Source organism: Clostridium algidicarnis, assembly GCF_000703125.1.
Classification (GTDB): Bacteria; Bacillota; Clostridia; order Clostridiales; family Clostridiaceae; genus Clostridium_L; species Clostridium_L algidicarnis.
The window spans coordinates 2,743,464-2,761,465 of the sequence record NZ_JNLN01000001.1; the positions used below are offsets into that span (position 1 = coordinate 2,743,464).

The 18,002-nt window shown below is 29.8% G+C and carries 19 protein-coding genes; 2 read left to right on the forward strand and 17 right to left on the reverse strand.

Annotation, left to right across the window (positions count from 1 at the left end; all coding sequences use genetic code 11):
* Window positions 1-8: 8 nt before the first annotated feature.
* The 16 genes from trmD to pta form a co-directional block, all read right to left on the reverse strand.
* Complete coding sequence (trmD, locus tag BV55_RS0113115; RefSeq protein ID WP_029453265.1) at window positions 9-728, reverse strand: tRNA (guanosine(37)-N1)-methyltransferase TrmD; 720 nt, start codon at window positions 726-728, stop codon at window positions 9-11.
* Window positions 718-1,215, reverse strand: a complete 498-nt coding sequence (gene rimM, locus BV55_RS0113120) for a ribosome maturation factor RimM (RefSeq protein WP_029453266.1) — start codon at window positions 1,213-1,215, stop codon at window positions 718-720. Before rimM ends, trmD begins: the two co-directional genes overlap by 11 nt.
* A 69-nt stretch (window positions 1,216-1,284) precedes the next feature.
* Window positions 1,285-1,512, reverse strand: coding sequence for a KH domain-containing protein (locus BV55_RS0113125; RefSeq protein WP_029453267.1), 228 nt, complete (start codon window positions 1,510-1,512; stop codon window positions 1,285-1,287).
* Window positions 1,513-1,567: 55 nt separating this feature from the next.
* The gene (gene rpsP, locus BV55_RS0113130) at window positions 1,568-1,825 is read right to left on the reverse strand and encodes a 30S ribosomal protein S16 (RefSeq protein ID WP_029453268.1); all 258 of its coding nucleotides are present in this window, start codon (window positions 1,823-1,825) and stop codon (window positions 1,568-1,570) included.
* 34 nt (window positions 1,826-1,859) lie between these two features.
* On the reverse strand, window positions 1,860-3,209 hold the full coding sequence (gene ffh, locus BV55_RS0113135; protein WP_029453269.1) for a signal recognition particle protein: 1,350 nt from the start codon (window positions 3,207-3,209) through the stop codon (window positions 1,860-1,862).
* Between the two features lie 10 nt (window positions 3,210-3,219).
* On the reverse strand, window positions 3,220-3,576 hold the full coding sequence (locus tag BV55_RS0113140) for a putative DNA-binding protein (protein WP_029453270.1): 357 nt from the start codon (window positions 3,574-3,576) through the stop codon (window positions 3,220-3,222).
* Window positions 3,577-3,656: 80 nt separating this feature from the next.
* Window positions 3,657-4,565 carry a signal recognition particle-docking protein FtsY gene (gene ftsY, locus BV55_RS0113145; RefSeq protein WP_029453271.1) on the reverse strand — a complete coding sequence of 303 codons (909 nt, stop codon included), beginning with the start codon at window positions 4,563-4,565 and terminating at the stop codon, window positions 3,657-3,659.
* 15 nt (window positions 4,566-4,580) lie between these two features.
* Entirely contained in the window at window positions 4,581-8,138 is a 3,558-nt protein-coding gene (gene smc / locus BV55_RS0113150) for a chromosome segregation protein SMC (protein ID WP_029453272.1), read from the reverse strand.
* A 113-nt stretch (window positions 8,139-8,251) separates the two neighbouring features.
* Window positions 8,252-9,316, reverse strand: coding sequence for an elongator complex protein 3 (locus BV55_RS0113160; protein WP_029453273.1), 1,065 nt, complete (start codon window positions 9,314-9,316; stop codon window positions 8,252-8,254).
* A complete protein-coding gene (rnc, locus tag BV55_RS0113165) occupies window positions 9,309-10,013 on the reverse strand; it encodes a ribonuclease III (protein ID WP_029453274.1) in 705 nt (234 codons plus the stop codon). Before rnc ends, BV55_RS0113160 begins: the two co-directional genes overlap by 8 nt.
* A 109-nt stretch (window positions 10,014-10,122) precedes the next feature.
* Window positions 10,123-10,356: an acyl carrier protein gene (acpP, locus tag BV55_RS0113170; protein WP_029453275.1), complete on the reverse strand. Its 234-nt coding sequence runs from the start codon at window positions 10,354-10,356 to the stop codon at window positions 10,123-10,125.
* A 77-nt stretch (window positions 10,357-10,433) separates the two neighbouring features.
* Complete coding sequence (gene plsX / locus BV55_RS0113175) at window positions 10,434-11,426, reverse strand: phosphate acyltransferase PlsX (RefSeq protein WP_029453276.1); 993 nt, start codon at window positions 11,424-11,426, stop codon at window positions 10,434-10,436.
* 66 nt (window positions 11,427-11,492) lie between these two features.
* On the reverse strand, window positions 11,493-11,678 hold the full coding sequence (rpmF, locus tag BV55_RS0113180; protein ID WP_029453277.1) for a 50S ribosomal protein L32: 186 nt from the start codon (window positions 11,676-11,678) through the stop codon (window positions 11,493-11,495).
* 13 nt (window positions 11,679-11,691) lie between these two features.
* On the reverse strand, window positions 11,692-12,192 hold the full coding sequence (locus BV55_RS0113185) for a YceD family protein (protein ID WP_029453278.1): 501 nt from the start codon (window positions 12,190-12,192) through the stop codon (window positions 11,692-11,694).
* Window positions 12,193-12,318: 126 nt separating this feature from the next.
* Window positions 12,319-13,515 carry an acetate kinase gene (locus BV55_RS0113190; protein WP_029453279.1) on the reverse strand — a complete coding sequence of 399 codons (1,197 nt, stop codon included), beginning with the start codon at window positions 13,513-13,515 and terminating at the stop codon, window positions 12,319-12,321.
* A gap of 39 nt (window positions 13,516-13,554) precedes the next feature.
* The gene (gene pta / locus BV55_RS0113195; RefSeq protein ID WP_029453280.1) at window positions 13,555-14,556 is read right to left on the reverse strand and encodes a phosphate acetyltransferase; all 1,002 of its coding nucleotides are present in this window, start codon (window positions 14,554-14,556) and stop codon (window positions 13,555-13,557) included.
* A gap of 421 nt (window positions 14,557-14,977) precedes the next feature.
* Between pta and BV55_RS0113205 the strand changes: the two genes are divergently transcribed.
* Window positions 14,978-16,201 carry a nucleotidyltransferase gene (locus tag BV55_RS0113205; protein WP_029453281.1) on the forward strand — a complete coding sequence of 408 codons (1,224 nt, stop codon included), beginning with the start codon at window positions 14,978-14,980 and terminating at the stop codon, window positions 16,199-16,201.
* Window positions 16,202-16,312: 111 nt separating this feature from the next.
* Window positions 16,313-17,488 (forward strand): sporulation integral membrane protein YlbJ, encoded by a 1,176-nt coding sequence (gene ylbJ / locus BV55_RS0113210; RefSeq protein ID WP_051652511.1) that lies wholly within the window; start codon window positions 16,313-16,315, stop codon window positions 17,486-17,488.
* Here the strand turns inward: ylbJ and BV55_RS0113215 are convergent.
* On the reverse strand, window positions 17,471-17,995 hold the full coding sequence (locus BV55_RS0113215) for a hypothetical protein (RefSeq protein WP_029453283.1): 525 nt from the start codon (window positions 17,993-17,995) through the stop codon (window positions 17,471-17,473). The genes ylbJ and BV55_RS0113215 overlap by 18 nt on opposite strands.
* Window positions 17,996-18,002: the final 7 nt, after the last annotated feature.

Consider the following 18,002-nt stretch of genomic DNA (forward strand, 5'->3'; position numbering starts at 1 on the left):
ATGTTTTTTTATAATTTATCAATATCTTTTAGTAATTTTATATCTTCTTTGCTAAGAGGAAACTTTTTAAAAAGGTCCAATCGATTTTTTTTAGTTAATAAAAGTGACTTAGTTTTTCTCCATTTTCTTATGTTCTCATGGTGCCCTGAGATAAGCACCTCAGGTACTCTTTCATCATTAAAGACTTCTGGTCTTGTATACTGAGGGTACTCTAGAAGCCCGTTATAAAAGGATTCATCTTCATAGCTGTTACTATTAGATAATACCCCTGGTACTAATCTACATATGCTATCTATTACTGGTATAGCAGCCATTTCGCCACCAGTAAGTATAAAATCCCCTAAGGATATCTCCTCATCTATGTAATTATAAACCCTCTCATCTATACCTTCATAATGGCCACATAAAAAGATAAGATTTTCTTCCTTTGATAAATCATTAGCCTTTGACTGTGTAAAAGTCGCACCTTTCGGTCCTAAAAATATTACCCTGCCCTTATTATTTTCTTTAACATGCTTTATGCAATCAACAATAGGTTGTGGTGACATAACCATACCAGCTCCACCACCATAAGGATAATCATCTACCTTCCTATGTTTATTTTCTGTAAAGTCCCTTATATTAAAGCAATTTATATCTATAATTCCTTTTTCCCTAGCTTTAGCTAATATACTATGATCGAATACACTAAACATCTCTGGAAACAATGTTAGGATATCAATCTTCATCTTGCCACTCCTTTATAGGTCTTATAATAATCTTATGAGAATCTATATCCACATCAAGTACTATATCCTTTAAAGCTGGTATTAAAATCTCTTTTTCATCTTTAATCCAATACACATCATTACTTCCAGTTTTAATTACATCATATACTTTTCCTATTTTGTTTTCTGATGTATCATATACTGTACATGATAATAAATCTGCTATAAAATAGCTATCCTTTGGTAATCTAACTGCTTCTTCCCTTTTTACTTGGATATATTTATTTCTTAAACTTTCTGCACCTTCCATAGTATCGATACCCTCTATTTTGAGTATGACTCTATCAACTTGCATTTTACACCAAACTATAACTTTTTCATTTCCGTCTATATACACCTTTTTTAATTTTCTAAACCTCTTTATATCATCTGTTAGAGGTATTACTTTGACTTCCCCTTTTATTCCATGAGGTTTGCTTATTTGACCTACAGATAAATAATCTTCCACATATTCACCACCAAACATAATTTAATCAAAAAGAGCTAGGAATAAACCTAACTCTGCCTTGAAAATATTTTATATAATTTCAACAATTACTCTTTTATTTTCTTTAATTGCTGCGGCTTTTACAACGGTTCTTATAGCTTTTGCTATGCGACCTTGTTTCCCTATAACTTTTCCCATATCACCTTCAGCAACTTTTAACTCTAAAATTATAGATTGCTCTCCAGTTATTTCATTTACTTGTACCATCTCAGGATTATCAACTAATGATTTAGCTATTATTTCAACTAATTCTTTCATAAAGATTCTGCTATAAGACTTTATAAAATCTTAAGCAGAAATCACCTCCCAAGTATTACTTTGAAAGTTTATCGTTTATTCCAGCCTTTACAAAAAGCTTTTTAACTGTATCTGATGGTTGTGCTCCATTACTTATCCATTTAGCTGCCTTTTCTTCATCAATTTTGATTACTTTTGGCTCTGATACTGGATTATAATATCCTATTTCTTCTATGAACTTTCCATCTCTTGGGCTTCTTGAATCAGCTACTACAACTCTATAAAAAGGAGTCTTCTTAGCGCCCATTCTTTTAAGTCTTATCTTTACTGCCATTATTTTTCACCTCCTTCAAATCTTATAATTTATATTAAACAAAGGGTAAATTTCCAAAAGGACTCTTTTTCATTCCCTTTTTCATACCTTTCATTTGCTTAGTCATCTTTTTCATGCTTTCGAAGTTTTTTATTACTTTATTAACTTCTTGAACAGTAACTCCAGACCCATTAGCTATACGCCTTTTTCTGGATTGAGCACTTAGTAAATTCGGATTTCTCCTTTCCTTTAATGTCATGGATTTTATTATAGCCTCCATCTTAGACATTTCTTTCTCACCCTGATTAAAGTCCACCCCTTGTAATTCTTTTGAATTACCTCCTGGTATCATATCCATTATCTTATTTAAAGGTCCAAGTTTCTTCATTTGGCTCATGGCCGTTAGAAAATCCTCAAAGTTAAATCCTTGATTTAGTATTTTATTCCCAAGTTCTTTTGCTTCTTTTTCATCTATAGATTGTTGCGCTTTCTCTATAAGTGATAACATATCACCCATTCCTAATATTCTTGAAGCCATTCGTTCAGGATGAAAGACTTCGATATCATTCATCTTTTCGCCTATACCTACAAATTTAATGGGTTTTTTAGTTATTTCCCTAATAGATAAAGCTGCTCCACCTCTAGTATCTCCGTCAAGTTTAGTTAAAACTATTCCAGAAACGCCTAATTGGTCATTAAATGATTCAGAAACATTCACTGCATCTTGCCCAGTCATAGCATCTACTACAAGCAGTATTTCAGACGGGTTTATAGCAGTTTTTATGCAAGCAAGCTCCTCCATTAAATTTTCATCTATATGAAGTCTTCCTGCAGTATCTATTATTATTACATTATTTCCATTATCTTTAGCAAAGCTTAAGGATGCCTTTGCTATATCTACAGGACTTATTTTATCTCCCATAGAAAATACAGGAACGTCTATTTGCTTACCTACAGTTTGCAATTGCTTGATTGCAGCTGGTCTATATACATCTGCTGCTACTAGCAATGGTTTTTTATTCTTTTTTCTAAAATGAAGGGCAAGTTTGCCTCCCATGGTGGTCTTACCAGCTCCCTGTAACCCTACAAGCATTATAACTGTAAGCCCAGTATCAGAATGATTTATCTTACTTTCTTCCTCACCCATAAGTTTAGTTAACTCATCATTAACTATTTTTATAACTTGCTGAGCAGGTGTTAGACTTTCTAAAACCTCTGATCCCAAACATTTTTCGCTTACAGAACTTACAAAGCTTTTAACCACTTTATAATTTACATCTGCCTCTAAAAGAGCAAGTTTAACCTCTCTCATGGCTTCTTTTATATCTTTTTCTGAAAGCTTCCCTTTTCCCTTTAACTTCTTAAAAGTTTCTTGAAGTTTGGATGTTAATCCTTCAAAAGCCATGCTAATCCTCCTAAATATTAATATCCTTTAAAAGGATACTTTTTATATTATTAATCTCAATATAACTCTCTTCAGTAGAATCAAAATTTTTCTCCACTTTATCTAACTTAATGCATATTTCTTTAATACTTTCTGATAGTTTCAAGCTCTTTTCTAATAAATTTAATTTAGACTCATAGTTCATAAGTAATTTATAACAGGTCTTAATTGTATCATATATAGCTTGACGACTAGTTTCATTTATTTCTGCAATCTCTACTAATGAAAGATCTTCGTTGTAATACAAATTCATTATATTCACTTGTTTTTCAGTTAAAAGTTCACCATAAAAATCAAATAATAGTGAGATAGTAAATCTATCTTCCATTTATATCACCTAACCTACAAAAAAAATTATAACAAAATATAATTACATTGTCAAGCATTTTTACTTAACAGTTTTATATTTTAAAATAAGGCTTCTGCAAAGGCTTCTGCATTGAATTCTTGAAGATCATCAATCCCTTCTCCAACTCCTATATATTTAACCGGTATTTCAAATTCCCTTTTTATAGATATTACCACCCCACCCTTAGCAGTACCGTCAAGCTTAGTTAATATAATCCCGTCTAAAGGGCTAGATTCCATAAATTGCTTTGCTTGTATTATTGCATTTTGACCTGTGGTGCCATCTAGTACTAGCAATGTTTGTTTTTCTGCTTCGCTAAATTCTCTATCTATTATTCTATTAATTTTAGAAAGTTCATCCATCAAGTTTTTCTTATTATGAAGTCTCCCTGCAGTATCACAAATTAATATATCTGCTTTTCTAGCTTTTGAAGCTTGAATAGCATCGTAAACTACTGCTGCTGGGTCAGATCCTTCTTTATGTTTTATTAGGTCTACATTAGCTCTACTGCTCCAAACTTCTAATTGATCTATAGCTGCTGCTCTAAAAGTATCCGCTGCAGCAAGAATAACTTTTTTGCCATCATTTTTATACTTTAAAGCAAGCTTTCCAATAGAAGTAGTTTTCCCAACACCATTCACTCCTATAACTAAAATAACTTTAGGAAACACATTGTTATCTATAGGCTCTTCATCCACCATTAATTCCTTTATAATTTCTTTCAAACAAGGCTTTATAAGCTCAGGATCATTAATTTTTTCTTCTCTAATCTTAATTTTTAGCCTGCTTATAATGTCCATAGAAGTCTCTACTCCTATGTCTGACGTTATCAAAATTTCTTCTAATTCCTCATATAAATCTTCATCTATTGTTACAGCTAAATTTAACATATCGTTAACCTTATCTGTAAGAGTATCTCTGGTTTTACTTAATCCAGATTTTAATTTTTCAAAAAGACCTCCAAACATATTTATCCTCCTTAATTATTTACTTAAATCTACTGATACTATCTTAGATATACCTTTTTCCTCCATAGTGACACCATAGAGCATATCTGCTGATTCCATAGTTCCTTTTCTATGAGTTATCACTATGAACTGTATCTCATTTGAAAACTTTTTTAAGAATTCAGCGTATTTATAAACATTTGCATCATCTAATGCTGCCTCAATTTCATCTAATATACAAAATGGTGTAGGTTTCATCTTTAATATTGCAAAAAGTAGCGCTATTGCCGAAAGTACCTTTTCTCCTCCTGACATAAGATTTATATTTTGAAGCTTCTTACCTGGTGGCTGCACATTTATATCAATATTGGCCGTAAGTTCATCACCTTCGCCCAATATAAGAGCTGCGTTTCCACCTTTAAATAATTCTTTAAATGTATTATTAAAGTTTTCATTTAAAACCTTAAAATTAGATGAAAAAACGTCTTTCATTTTACTTGTCATATCATCAATAACTTCTTTTAGCTCAATACGTGCGTTGTTTAAATCTTCCTTTTGACTATTCATAAATGTATACTTTTCTTTTATATCTTTGTATTCATCTATAGATCCTAGATTTATGGTACCTAGCTTAGATATTTCTTTTTTTATAGTTATAACTTCTTCTTTTGCAAAATCTTCATTTTCAATATCTTTTGCTATATCCAAAGCTTCAACAAAGCTAATATTAAACTCATTATTTAATCCTGCATATAAATTTTCTTTTTCTATATCTATTCTAGTTTTATTTATATTAAACTTATTCTTTTCTTCTTCTTTTTTTTGTATAAATAATTGTAATTGTTCTATTCTACTTTTTAGGTTAGTAATATTAGCTTTAATTTTTATATTTTCTATCTCATAACTTTTAAAATCTTTATCCAAATTCTCTATTATAAATTTATTTTCTTCTATGCTTTTAGTTAAATTTTCAATATCTTCCTTTGATTTCACAATAGTTTGTTCTTTATCTAGGATAGTCTGTTTTTTTTCTAGTATCTCTGATTCTAGTTCATCTAGATTCTTGCATAACCTTTCTACTTCTTTTAGCATATTTAATATAAATTCATCTATTTTAGCTTTTTTAACTTTTAAATCTAAGATATATTCTTTTTTAACCTTGGATCCTTCTTCTTTGTTTATTATCTCTTCTTCTAAAAAGGTTATTCTATCTCCACATTGCTTTTCTTTTTTATCTAAATTAAGTATTTGTTTAATATCTTCTTCTAATTCTTTAGTTTTATTATCTATACTTTCTTCTATTAAAACTATTTCTTGTTTCGACGTAAGTATATTTTTAGTTAACCTTTCTTTTTCTGACTCTATAGCTAAAATCTTCTCATCTATTTTAGCTACCTCTATATTATTATAATGAATCTTTTCTCTTAACTTAAGATAATTTTCTTCTAGAATTTTATACTCATCTTTGTATCTTTCTAATTCACTATTCGCTTTTTCCAAAGACTTATTAAATTCTAATATCTCTAACTTTAATTTTTCAATTTCATCTTTTCTACCTATTATATTTGTATTTTTATAATACAAGCTTCCACCTGTAAGTGCTCCACCTGTATTTATAACTTCCCCTTGAAGTGTAACTATCTTATTTTTATAATTTACTTTTTTCGCTATCTCTAAAGCACTTTTCATATCATCTGATATAATGGTTCTTCCTAAAATATATTCTATAGCATTTTTAAATTTATCATCAAAATCAATAATTTTACTAGCAATACCTATATATCCTTTTATAGATGTTATTTCTTTATCTAAATAAATACTTTTCCCTTGTATTATGTTTAATGGTAAGAATGTGGCTCTACCTAAATTATTCTTTTTAAGATATTCTATTAAATACTTCGCTTCATTTTCAGTATTAGTTACCATATTAGACACCCCAACGCCTAAAGCTATTTCTATAGCAGATTGATAGTTAGGATTTGCCCTTATTATATCTCCTAAAACCCAAAAGTTATCAATATGGCCATGCATATCACCTTTTTTCATACGCATCATTAAAGCTTTAACGGATTTATTATATCCTTCATAATTACTTTCTAAATTTATAAGTGCATTTTTATTTGCCTCTAATTTATTAATATCTCTATTAATATTTTTTAGCTTTATTTCATTATCATTTAAAGCCCTTTTTACAAAAAGAACTTTGTTTCTATTATCCTTTATAGATATTTCTAATTTTTCTGTACTATCCATAAATCTTTCTTTTTCACTAATTATCCTAAGACCTGTATCTTTATTTGTTTTTAAAAGATTATAATAATCTTCACAGTAACCATGAAGTTGTTGCTGCTTTTCTTTTAAAGAATTAATCTCTATCTCAACTTTTGACTTGTCATTTCTAAGTTTTGATTGATTTCTTAGTATTTCAATAGCATCTTTTCTTAAAATAGAAACTTCTGATTTAAAGTTTGATAATTCACTATTACATAAATTACTCTCTTCTTCTAAAATATTTATCTCATGTTTTAGTTTCTTTTCGTAGTTTTCATTTTCTTTTAAAGACTCTTCATTTTTATTTTTTTCTCTTTTAAGCTCTTCTATCTTCTGGTTTAAGTTCTTTATGCTTCCTTCATTTACTTGTATAGTGGTTTTTGAATTGTCTAAACGTTCTTTAGCAATTCCTATTTCTGCCTTAAGTGACTGAACTATTTCTTTTAGTTTATAATATTCATCTGCTTTATATTTATTTTTTATAGAAGACTCTTCTAACAAGGATTCACTTTTTATTAACTCTTCTTTTATACTAGTTTCATCCTTTTTTAATTCATTTAAATCTTTTTCTATTCTCTCTAAGTTGCTATTTTGCTTTAAAATGTTTGCTTCTATAATTTCTATTCTTTTTACTATTAAGGATACCTCTAAACCTTTAAGTTTAGATGATAATTTTAGAAATTCTTTTGCTTTTTCATTATCTATTCTTAAAGGTTCTAGTCTTTCTTCATAGGTAAGCAATATATCATTTATTCTTATTAAATTTTGTTCTGTTGAATCAATTTTCTTTTGAGCATCATCTCTTCGAGTTTTAAACTTTACTATTCCTGCTGCTTCTTCTAGAAGAGATCTTCTATCCTCTGCTTTTCCACTTAATATAGCATCAATTTTACCTTGTCCTATTATAGAATATCCTTCTTTTCCAATACCTGTATCCATAAATAACTCGTGTATATCTTTTAATCTACAAGATATATTATTTATAAAATACTCGCTTTCACCCGATCTATAAAGCCTTCTACCTATTGTAACATCCATGTAATCTATAGGTAATTCACCTTTAGAATTATCAAGAGTTAAGGAAACTTGTGCTAAACCAACGGACTTCCTAAATTCAGTTCCAGAGAATATAACATCCTCCATTTTTCCCCCTCTTAAATTTTTTACACTTTGCTCTCCAAGCACCCATCTTATTGCATCTGAAATATTGCTTTTTCCGCTTCCATTTGGTCCAACGACTCCAGTAATACCTTTTTTTAATTTTAATTCTATCTTATCTGCAAAAGATTTAAAGCCCTTTATCTCAATAGATTTTAAAAACATACGCCCACTCCTTTAGCTACTTAAATGCTACTGGCAATAGTCCAATCAAAAATATCAAGATTATCATTCCTAATAAAAACTTCCCTATCTTTTCTCTAGTTTTAATTTTCATATTAGCCTCCTATTTTTTTTATAATAGAATATAAATTTAAGACCATTTTATTTTCATAAAACTCTATTATAAAATCTCCTCGTTTTAGATTATCATTTACTTTTATAACAATAAATTTTGATTCAATTCTATCTTTCATTTTATTAAAATACATCTTTTTATTAGCATAAAGTTTAGATAAATCTTTACTTGGTACTTGTATTATTATCTCTGATTTAACTTCTTTTATAATTTCATATATAACATCATTCCATATATTGCTTTCCACTAATTCTCTAAATGCAGGATGAAATGGGCCAGCTACAACGTCTTTACCCTTATTTATATTTTCTGTAGGCTGCAGTCCTATCCTTATAACATTTATATCTTTTTCTACAAGCATCATATAAATTGTTTTAGATACCTCTATTGCCTCTTCTAATGTATATGGTTTATACACTCCTTTATTGTACATAAGTTCCATAGGAGTGTCTTTAATTACAAGAGAGGGGTATATCCTACAAATGTCAGGTCCCATAGCTATAATCTTTTTAGTAGTTTCTATATCTTTTTTAAAATTATCCGTAGGCAATCCTAGCATTATTTGATGACCTAATGTAAATCCATAATCTTTTATCAGTTTAGAAGCTTTAATAGCATCTTCCTCGCTATGTCCTCTTCCAGACCTTTTTAAGACCTCTTCGTCTAAAGATTGTATGCCAAGTTCAATTATGTCTACAGAGTAATCTTTTAATGTATTTAATATCTGTTCATTTATATAATCTGGCCTAGTTGATAGCCTTATTTTAGATATGAGTTTAGATTCTTTATATGTTTTTGCTACACTTAAAAGTTCTTTTTGTTTTTCTACTGGTATTGCTGTAAAGGTTCCTCCAAAAAATGACACCTCTATAGTGGCCTCTTTATTATTTATAGTTAATAGATATTCATCTATAGTATTTTTTACTAACTCTGCATTTACCTTTTCTTGTTCCCCAGTTATTTTATCTTGGTTGCAAAATACACAGTTATGTGGACATCCTTCATGGGGAACAAATATAGGAATAATATAATAATCTTTACTCATGTATTTCCTCCAGTTTTAATAAGGCCTCTTTAGCAGAGCTTTGTTCTGATTCTTTTTTACTATAACCATTGCCTTCACCCATAACCTTATTATTAATTACAACCTTAGTATAAAATTTTCGTCTATGAGGAGGTCCCTCATATTTTACTAGTTCATAATCAATTTCAACTTCGCCATCCTTTTGAAGTTTTTCTTGAAGAGCAGTTTTATAATCTAGTACTATTTCTTGATTAATTGCCTTACTTATAGTTTCTTTAAAACTCTTTAGTATGAAGTCTGTAACGTAATCTATCCCCTTATCTAAGTATACGGCTGCTATTACAGCTTCTACGCAATCTGCTTGAATTGAAACTCTATCACGCCCACCTGTAAGCTCTTCCCCGCGACTCATACGCATGTGCCTTCCAATTCCCCATGTTAATGCAATTTCATATAAAGAGTTTTCGCATACAATAAGTGATCTTAGCTTTGTTAAATCACCTTCGCTTTTTTGCTTATAATTATTAAAAAGGTATTCTGTTATACATAATTGAAGCACAGAATCACCTAAAAATTCTAATCTTTCATTGTAGTCTACATTTTTAAATTGATTAGCATAGGAACTATGAGTTATAGCTGTTAATAAATGTTCTTTGTCGCTGAATACTGTATCAATCTGTTTTTCTATATTTTTTATGTTTTCTAGATAATGTTTCATTCTTCCAACTCCTCAAAGAAGTTTATTCTTCAATCTACTAATTCTTTGCAAACTCAAGAATAAACTTTGTTTTTTTGATAAATAAAGCCCCGATATACGGGACTTTACACTATTCTTCAATATGCTCTTTTATATAATCAACTACATCTTTAACTATAACCATCTTTTCTGCATCTTCATCGGCCATCTCTAAGTCAAATTCATCCTCAAGGGCCATTATAAGTTCAACTATATCAAGAGAATCTGCTCCTAAATCTTCTATAAAAGATGATTCCATATTAATCTCATTCTCGTCAACACTTAATTTATCAGCTATAATTGCTTTTATCTTTTCAAATGTCATATTATCACCTCCCAACGAAATTCTATAATTAGATAATATTACATATATTATTCATCGTCAATAGAAAGAACTTAATATTACAAACTTTCTATTTCATTACTTATTTTTTCTATAATCTTATTATCGTAAAATATAATAGCTTGCTTTATAGCATTTTTCAAGGCTTTTCCATCTGAGCTTCCATGTGCCTTTATACATATACCCTTTACACCTATAAAAGCTGCTCCACCATATTCTTTATAATCAAATTTAATTTTAAATTCTTTGAATATAGGCTTTAATAAAAGTCCACCAATTTTAGTTCTTGTAGAACTCATTATTTCAGATTTTAAAACATCGAATATACTAGAAGACACACCTTCATACATCTTTAAAATAGTATTTCCTACAAACCCATCACATACCACTATATCTGTATTTCCTAATGGAACATCTCTAGGCTCTATATTACCTACGAAGTTAATAGCTTCATTTTTAAGCAACTTGTAAGTAGCCTTAGTTAATTCATTTCCTTTTTCCTCTTCTACACCTATGTTAACTAACCCTATAGATGGATTCTTAACGCCTAAAACATTTTCAAAATATATTTTCCCCATATGGGCAAACTGAACAAGATTATTAGGCTTACAATCTACATTAGCACCACAATCTACCACCATAAACTTTCCATTTTTACCTGGCATTATTGGTGCAAGAGCTGGTCTATCAATACCATTAATACGTCCTACTATGAAAAGAGATCCCGCCATAAAGGCACCAGTGCTACCCGCAGAAATTATAGCATCCGCTTCATTGTTTTTCACTAAATTTAATGCTTTAACCAAACTAGAATCCTTTTTTCTCCTTATTGCCATTACAGGATGATCATTAGTGTCTATTACCTCAGTTGCATTAACAACGGTAATTTTATTTTTATCATATTCATATTTAGAGAGTTCTTTATTTATTTCATTTTGTTTCCCTGTAATTATTATCTGTAAGTCTTCAAATTCTTTCAAAGCTTGAATTGAGCCTTCTACAACTATTCTAGGAGAATTATCTCCACCCATTCCATCTACAGCAATTTTCACGGTTAACACGCCCCTTTTAATTTCAGATATAAAGAAAAGAAAGCCCTAAGACTTTCCTTTCCTACATTATTTTGCTTCAGTAGCAACTATTTCTTTACCTTTGTAAAAACCACAGTTCTTACATACTCTATGTCCAAGTTTCATTTCATGGCATTGTGGACATTCAACAATTCCTGGCGCACTTAATTTAAAAGTTTGCGCTCTCCTTGAGTCTCTTCTACCTTTAGAAAATTTTCTCGCTGGATTTCCCATTTATAACACCTCCTTAATCATCTAAAAACAGTTGTTTTAACTTTGCCAATCTCGGATCAATAATATCTTTATCACAATCACAACTTTGATTGTTTAGATTAGTCCCACAAATTTGGCAAAGACCTTTACAATCTTCACTACAAAGCTTCTTCATAGGTAATGTTAATATTATACTGTTTTCTACAACTTCAGCAATATCTAAATTATCACTATTTAAAATGATTATATTCTCATCCTCTATTTCTTCATCAAAAGAAAATTCTTCATTCAAATTTAAATTTAGAGGATAATTAAACTTTTCAAGACATCTAGAACATGTAAGTTCTAATTCTGTTTTGACCTTAGCTATTAGAGTTATTACGTCCCCATTAGAACTTATATCTCCACTTACTGCTATGGGTCTTACAAAACCTATATCTTCTCCGTCATAACTTATCGTATCTTTATTATAAATAAAAGATACTTCTTTCTTAAAAGACTTGCCTTTGTTTAATTCTATAATTTCTACACTCATAGCTTTAACTTTGAAAGATTACAGATAATACTTTAAATCTTTCACTTCTCTCCTTAGTAATTATATTTTGCTTATAACCACAATTTATTATATAAACTTGCCCATTAAAAGTCAAGATGTTTCTTACTATTTGTTCAAAAGTTCTTTTGTATCTCTTGCTATCATAAGTTCTTCGTTAGTAGGTATAACAAAAACTTTGACTTTTGAATCTGATGCACTTATTTCAGTAACTTTACCTCTTACATTATTTTTCTCTTTATCTATTTTAACTCCTAAAAATTCTAATCCATCACAGATTGCTTCTCTTGTGTCAGGTGAGTTTTCACCAAGTCCTGCAGTAAATACAAGACAATCAAGTCCACTTATTGATGCTGCGTAAGACCCTATTGTTTGTTTAACTCTATAATTAAATACATCTAATGCTAAAGCTGCTCTTTTGTTACCTTCACCCACTGCATTTTCAATATCTCTAAAGTCACTGCTTACTCCTGATAAACCTAGAACACCTGATTTTTTATTTAATATATTGTTAGTCTCTTCTACAGAATAACCAACTTCCTTTATTAAATATGTAACTATTGCAGGGTCTATATCTCCACATCTTGTTCCCATGACTATACCTGCAAGTGGAGTGAATCCCATGCTTGTATCAACGCATACTCCATCATTAATAGCCGCAATGCTAGCTCCATTACCTAAATGGCAAGTTATCATCTTTATATCTTTTAAATCTTTGTTCATACATTCTGATGCTACTTTTGAAACATATTTATGTGATGTTCCGTGGAAGCCATATTTTCTGATTTTATTCTCTTTATATAGTTCATATGGTAATGCATACATATATGCTTTTTCAGGCATAGTTTGGTGGAATGCAGTATCAAATACTACTACCATAGGAGTTTGTGGCATAAGTTCCTTACATGCGTTTATTCCAATTATATTTGGTGGGTTATGAAGTGGTGCAAGTTTTGCGCACTCTTCAAGTTCTTTCATAACTGTTTCATCTATAATTACTGACTTAGAATATTTTTCTCCACCATGAACAACTCTATGACCTACAGCATTAATCTCATCCATGCTGCTTATAACTCCACTTTCTTTGTTAACTAAGGCATTTAATACTATACTAATTGCATCTTTATGGTCATTCATAGGCTCTTTAACAATGTACTTATCTCTACCCTCTACCTTTTGTGTTAATATTGATCCTTCAATACCAATTCTTTCAACTAATCCTTGAGCTAAAGATTTCTCATTTGTCATATCAATTAATTGATATTTTAATGATGAACTTCCACAATTAATAACTAATACTTTCATTTGATTTTCCCCTTTCGTTTTAAACACTAATAATTTTATTTACTTACTTGTTTGAGCTTGAACCGCAGTCAAAGCCACCACATTTACTATATCCTCAGAGCTACATCCTCTAGATAAATCGTTTATAGGCTTTGCGAATCCTTGAGATATAGGTCCTATAGCTTCTGCCCTTCCAAATCTTTGAACTAGCTTATATCCTATATTTCCTGATTGTAAATCTGGGAATATAAGTACATTAGCATTTCCTGCAACCTTACTATTTGGAGCTTTTTGATTAGCAACTTTAGGAACTATAGCAGCATCAAGTTGCATCTCTCCATCTATATCTAGGTCAGGTCTTCTATCTTTTGCAATTTGTGTAGCATTTCTTACCTTTTCAACTAATTCATGTTCAGCACTTCCCATAGTTGAAAAAGATAACATGGCAACCTTAGGTTCTATTTTACATAAATTTTTTGCTGTTTCAGCTGTAGCTATAGCTATAGCAGCTAATTCATCTGCTGTTGGGCTTGGGTTAACCGCACAGTCTGAAAATATTAACATTCCATCATCACCATAATTATGATCTGGAACCATCATAATGAAAAAACTAGATACTACCGATACCCCTGGCGCTGTTTTTATTATTTGAAGTCCCGGTCTTAAAAGGTCTCCTGTAGTATGTACAGCACCTGATACCATGCCGTTAGCATCATTCATCTTAACCATCATTGTACCATAGTAAAGGGGATCCTTTACTATTTTTAAGGCCTTTTCTTTAGTCATGCCTTTCTTTTTCCTTAGTTCATAAAATTCTTCCGCATATTTATCTGTATTAGATGATGTTTCAGGATCCTCTATTTGTATACCCTCTATGTCCACCCCTAAAACTTTTGCTTTTGCTTTTATTATAATGCTGCTACCAACTAATATAATATCTGCAAGACCTTCTTTATTGATTTTTTCACTGGCGATAAGTGTTCTATCTTCATCGCCTTCTGGAAGAACTATTTTTTTTCTATCTGACTTTGCAGATTCCCATATGTTCTTCATAAATTCCATGCTCATTTCTCCTCTCATTTAATTAAGGCTGCTTTTTTAATATACTTTTTATAAACTCCAACAATAATTATATTTTTTTTATCAAGTGATTTTTAGACTTAGGTGGAGTTTGCTTATAAGGAATACATCTCTCCATCTCAGTCTTAGAAGAACTTATCCAGGGCGTAGCAGCCGTCATCCCCCACCTTGAAGAGGAGAGGGGTGTTGCGGATGGTAGCCATCGGATAAAACGTTATATATTGAAATTTAAAAATATAAGTTGAAGTTTCAATATGTATTTCTCTATAGTATAATACTATAGATTGAGTTATTTTTAAAGTCTATATTGACTTTAGTTTGATAGTTTTTTATCTTTATTGCAAAATTGTTTTATTAATATCACTTTTTAATAAAATTTTATTAAACCAAAGGAGGTCTTTTTATGAAAGTAGCTGCTATTATCTCTGAGTATAATCCATTGCATAACGGCCATAAACTTCACATCGAGAAAACTAAAAAAGAATTAAATTGTGATTATCTCATATCTATAATGAGTGGTAACTTTGTCCAAAGAGGTCTACCCTCTTATATTGATAAATGGAATAAGTCAAAGGTGTCTGTTTCAAACGGAATAGACCTTGTAATTGAACTTCCTGTAATATTTAGCCTTTCATCAGCAGAATTTTTTGCAAAGGGCTCTGCTCAAATATTAAATTCTTTAGGAATAGTTGATTATTTAAGTTTTGGAAGTGAAGTTGGTGATATCGAGCCCTTAAAACTTATAGCATCTATTCTTTGCAATGAGCCTCATGCATATAAGTCTTTGCTTAAATCTAAGCTATCTTACGGACTTGCCTTTGCAAAAGCAAGATCTCTAGCTCTAACTGAATATATTACTGATAACTTTCCAATGTATACTATAGACTTTATAACAAACCTTTTAAGCTCTTCAAATAATATATTAGCTATAGAATATTTAAAAGCTTTATATTCACTAGATAGTACTATAGAGCCTTTTACCATTAAAAGGCTTGGTTCAAATTACAACGATGAAGGTTTAAATGCGAGTTTTTCTAGCGCAACCTCCATAAGAAATCATCTTAAAACTTCAGATGATTTAACATTACTTAAAAGTCATCTACCAAAATCTTCTTACACCCTTATAGAAACTTTAATCAAAGACAATTATACATTTCCTCAAATAGAGAATATATTCCCATTTATAAAATATAAAGCCTTAACAGATAACAATTCTTTAAAGCAAATTCCAGAAGCTTCTGAAGGATTATACAATAAAATATATAAAAGTTTATGGGATGGCTCTACTTATGAAGAATCTTTTTCTAAAATTAAAAGTAAAAGATATGCTTCCACAAGAATAAATCGGCTATTGTGCCAGTATTTCATTGGATTTGAGAATTATTCTATTGATAATTTGAGAAGAAGTGATCCAAGTTATATACGTGTTTTGGCTTTTAATGATAAAGGAGCTGAGCTTCTAAAAAAAATCAAAAACACTTCCTCACTTCAAATATATACAAAACTTCCTAAAAGTTTATGTCCAATGTTAGAATTAGATTTACAAAGCACTAAAGCATACAGTATATTAAATCCTTCTATAAGATACAATGAAGATTATTTTAAAAGCCCTATAATAATTAAATAAATATACTTATTTTGTTAATATTCCTTCACATCTTTCAATATACTTTTTAGTATGGTGTACCGTCGAGATCCCTATACTATTTCAATGCTTTTATTTATTGGAGGAATGATTGTGAAATTTCTTTTATTTATAACTATAGTTTTGATTATCATTTTATTGTTTTACTTATTAAAATACAATAAGGTAAATATTTTGATGACAATAATATTAACTTATTTCATAATTAACTTTATTTTAAATCCAACTTTATGCATAGACGCTTCTATAAATGGTGCCAAGCTCTTTTTCACATCTTTATTTCCATCTTTATTTCCATTTATAATTATAACTAATATTCTAGTTGCTTATGATGGAGTAAATATTTATTCAACATTCCTTGGTCCCTTAATCTCCAAGCCCCTGGGATTACCTAAAGAAGCTAGCTTTGCTCTAATCATTAGCATGTTATGCGGTTACCCTTTAGGTGCAAAATATAGCTGTGAATTGTACGACTTAGGTAACATAAATTCATCAGAGCTTTCTAAGCTAATAAGTATAGCTTCAAATTCTAGTCCGCTTTTTTTAATAGGATCTGTCGGAACATCTATGCTTGGAAATACAAGAGCTGGTTACCTATTACTTTTTTCTAATTATTTATCTTGTGTTTTTATGGCTATTATTTTAAAACATAAATATAAAGAACCTGTGTCAAAATTAAAGGTTAAAACTATTAAGGCAAGTAAAAATAACAATTTAGGAATGGTGCTTAAATCTTCTATAGAAAATGCAATAGCCACAACGCTTAACATCGGATCTTACGTTGTAATATTCTCTGTTATTTTAGCTATAATAAAAAACAATGTTGTCTTCAACATTGTTTTAAATAAAATATATATGGAGTCTTCTTTACCAAAAAACGCTTTAAGTGGAATCATTTTAGGTTTAATAGAAGTTACAAACGGCTGTTATCTTTTATCTAAAGGAAATATAAATTATGTTTTAAGCCTATGTTTTATTAGTTTTTTATGTGCCTTTAGTGGGCTTGCAATAATAGCTCAAATTCATTCCTTCACACATAAATACAAAGAAATTTCAATAATTAAATACGTCATAAGAAAAGTAATTCAAGGTGTTATAAGTTTCATTATAACCCTTGTATCCTTATTATTTTTAAATGATAGAACACTTTTTACTTTTTCGAATAAGACTCCTCTAACTATAAGTTTTAAAAGCTATATTCCTATTTTATTATTACTCTTTATTTACTTTGCACACTATTTTTCAAAAAAATTATTTGATGTTTCTTAATTCCTTTATATTTTCTCTTATTGTAGATGAGTTTTGTGATAAATCTTCAGACAGGTTTTTCATAAAATCTTCTACATCTTTTTTTACATTTTTCATCATTTTTTTGCTATTTTCTTTCATCTCTTCATCTAATTGACACAATACTTCATCGGCATAATCCCTTGCACCGAGCCTTATGGCCTTAGCATCTCTTTGAGCTACAGCTATTATATCTTGAGACTTTATTTTAGCTTCTTTTGTTATATCATGATTTTCTACCTGTTTTTTCATCATCTCTACAGTTTGACCCTTTATATTGTCATACTCTTCTCTAGCTTCTGCAAGAATTCTTTCTTTTTCGCTTAAAACCCATTGAGCTTTTTTAAATTCATCTGGCATATAATTTATTATTTGATCAATTACCTCTAGCATTTCCTTTTTATCTAGTACTATCTTTCCAGTAATGGGAACTTTCGACGCACTATCTATTATTTCTTGAAGATATTCTAATAATTGAATAACGTCCATTTAAATC

What these genes read in the sequence shown, in the direction of transcription:
- pta (WP_029453280.1), bottom strand. Translation starts at nt 14,556, where the DNA reads ATGGAATTTATGAAGAACATATGGGAATCTGCAAAGTCAGATAGAAAA.
- BV55_RS0113190 (WP_029453279.1), bottom strand. Translation starts at nt 13,515, where the DNA reads ATGAAAGTATTAGTTATTAATTGTGGAAGTTCATCATTAAAATATCAA.
- trmD (WP_029453265.1), bottom strand. Translation starts at nt 728, where the DNA reads ATGAAGATTGATATCCTAACATTGTTTCCAGAGATGTTTAGTGTATTC.
- BV55_RS0113215 (WP_029453283.1), bottom strand. Translation starts at nt 17,995, where the DNA reads ATGGACGTTATTCAATTATTAGAATATCTTCAAGAAATAATAGATAGT.
- rpmF (WP_029453277.1), bottom strand. Translation starts at nt 11,678, where the DNA reads ATGGGAAATCCAGCGAGAAAATTTTCTAAAGGTAGAAGAGACTCAAGG.
- BV55_RS0113125 (WP_029453267.1), bottom strand. Translation starts at nt 1,512, where the DNA reads ATGAAAGAATTAGTTGAAATAATAGCTAAATCATTAGTTGATAATCCT.
- ffh (WP_029453269.1), bottom strand. Translation starts at nt 3,209, where the DNA reads ATGGCTTTTGAAGGATTAACATCCAAACTTCAAGAAACTTTTAAGAAG.
- BV55_RS0113185 (WP_029453278.1), bottom strand. Translation starts at nt 12,192, where the DNA reads ATGAGTGTAGAAATTATAGAATTAAACAAAGGCAAGTCTTTTAAGAAA.
- BV55_RS0113160 (WP_029453273.1), bottom strand. Translation starts at nt 9,316, where the DNA reads ATGAGTAAAGATTATTATATTATTCCTATATTTGTTCCCCATGAAGGA.
- acpP (WP_029453275.1), bottom strand. Translation starts at nt 10,356, where the DNA reads ATGACATTTGAAAAGATAAAAGCAATTATAGCTGATAAATTAAGTGTT.
- BV55_RS0113205 (WP_029453281.1), top strand. Translation starts at nt 14,978, where the DNA reads ATGAAAGTAGCTGCTATTATCTCTGAGTATAATCCATTGCATAACGGC.
- rpsP (WP_029453268.1), bottom strand. Translation starts at nt 1,825, where the DNA reads ATGGCAGTAAAGATAAGACTTAAAAGAATGGGCGCTAAGAAGACTCCT.
- BV55_RS0113140 (WP_029453270.1), bottom strand. Translation starts at nt 3,576, where the DNA reads ATGGAAGATAGATTTACTATCTCACTATTATTTGATTTTTATGGTGAA.
- smc (WP_029453272.1), bottom strand. Translation starts at nt 8,138, where the DNA reads ATGTTTTTAAAATCTATTGAGATAAAGGGCTTTAAATCTTTTGCAGAT.
- rnc (WP_029453274.1), bottom strand. Translation starts at nt 10,013, where the DNA reads ATGAAACATTATCTAGAAAACATAAAAAATATAGAAAAACAGATTGAT.
- ftsY (WP_029453271.1), bottom strand. Translation starts at nt 4,565, where the DNA reads ATGTTTGGAGGTCTTTTTGAAAAATTAAAATCTGGATTAAGTAAAACC.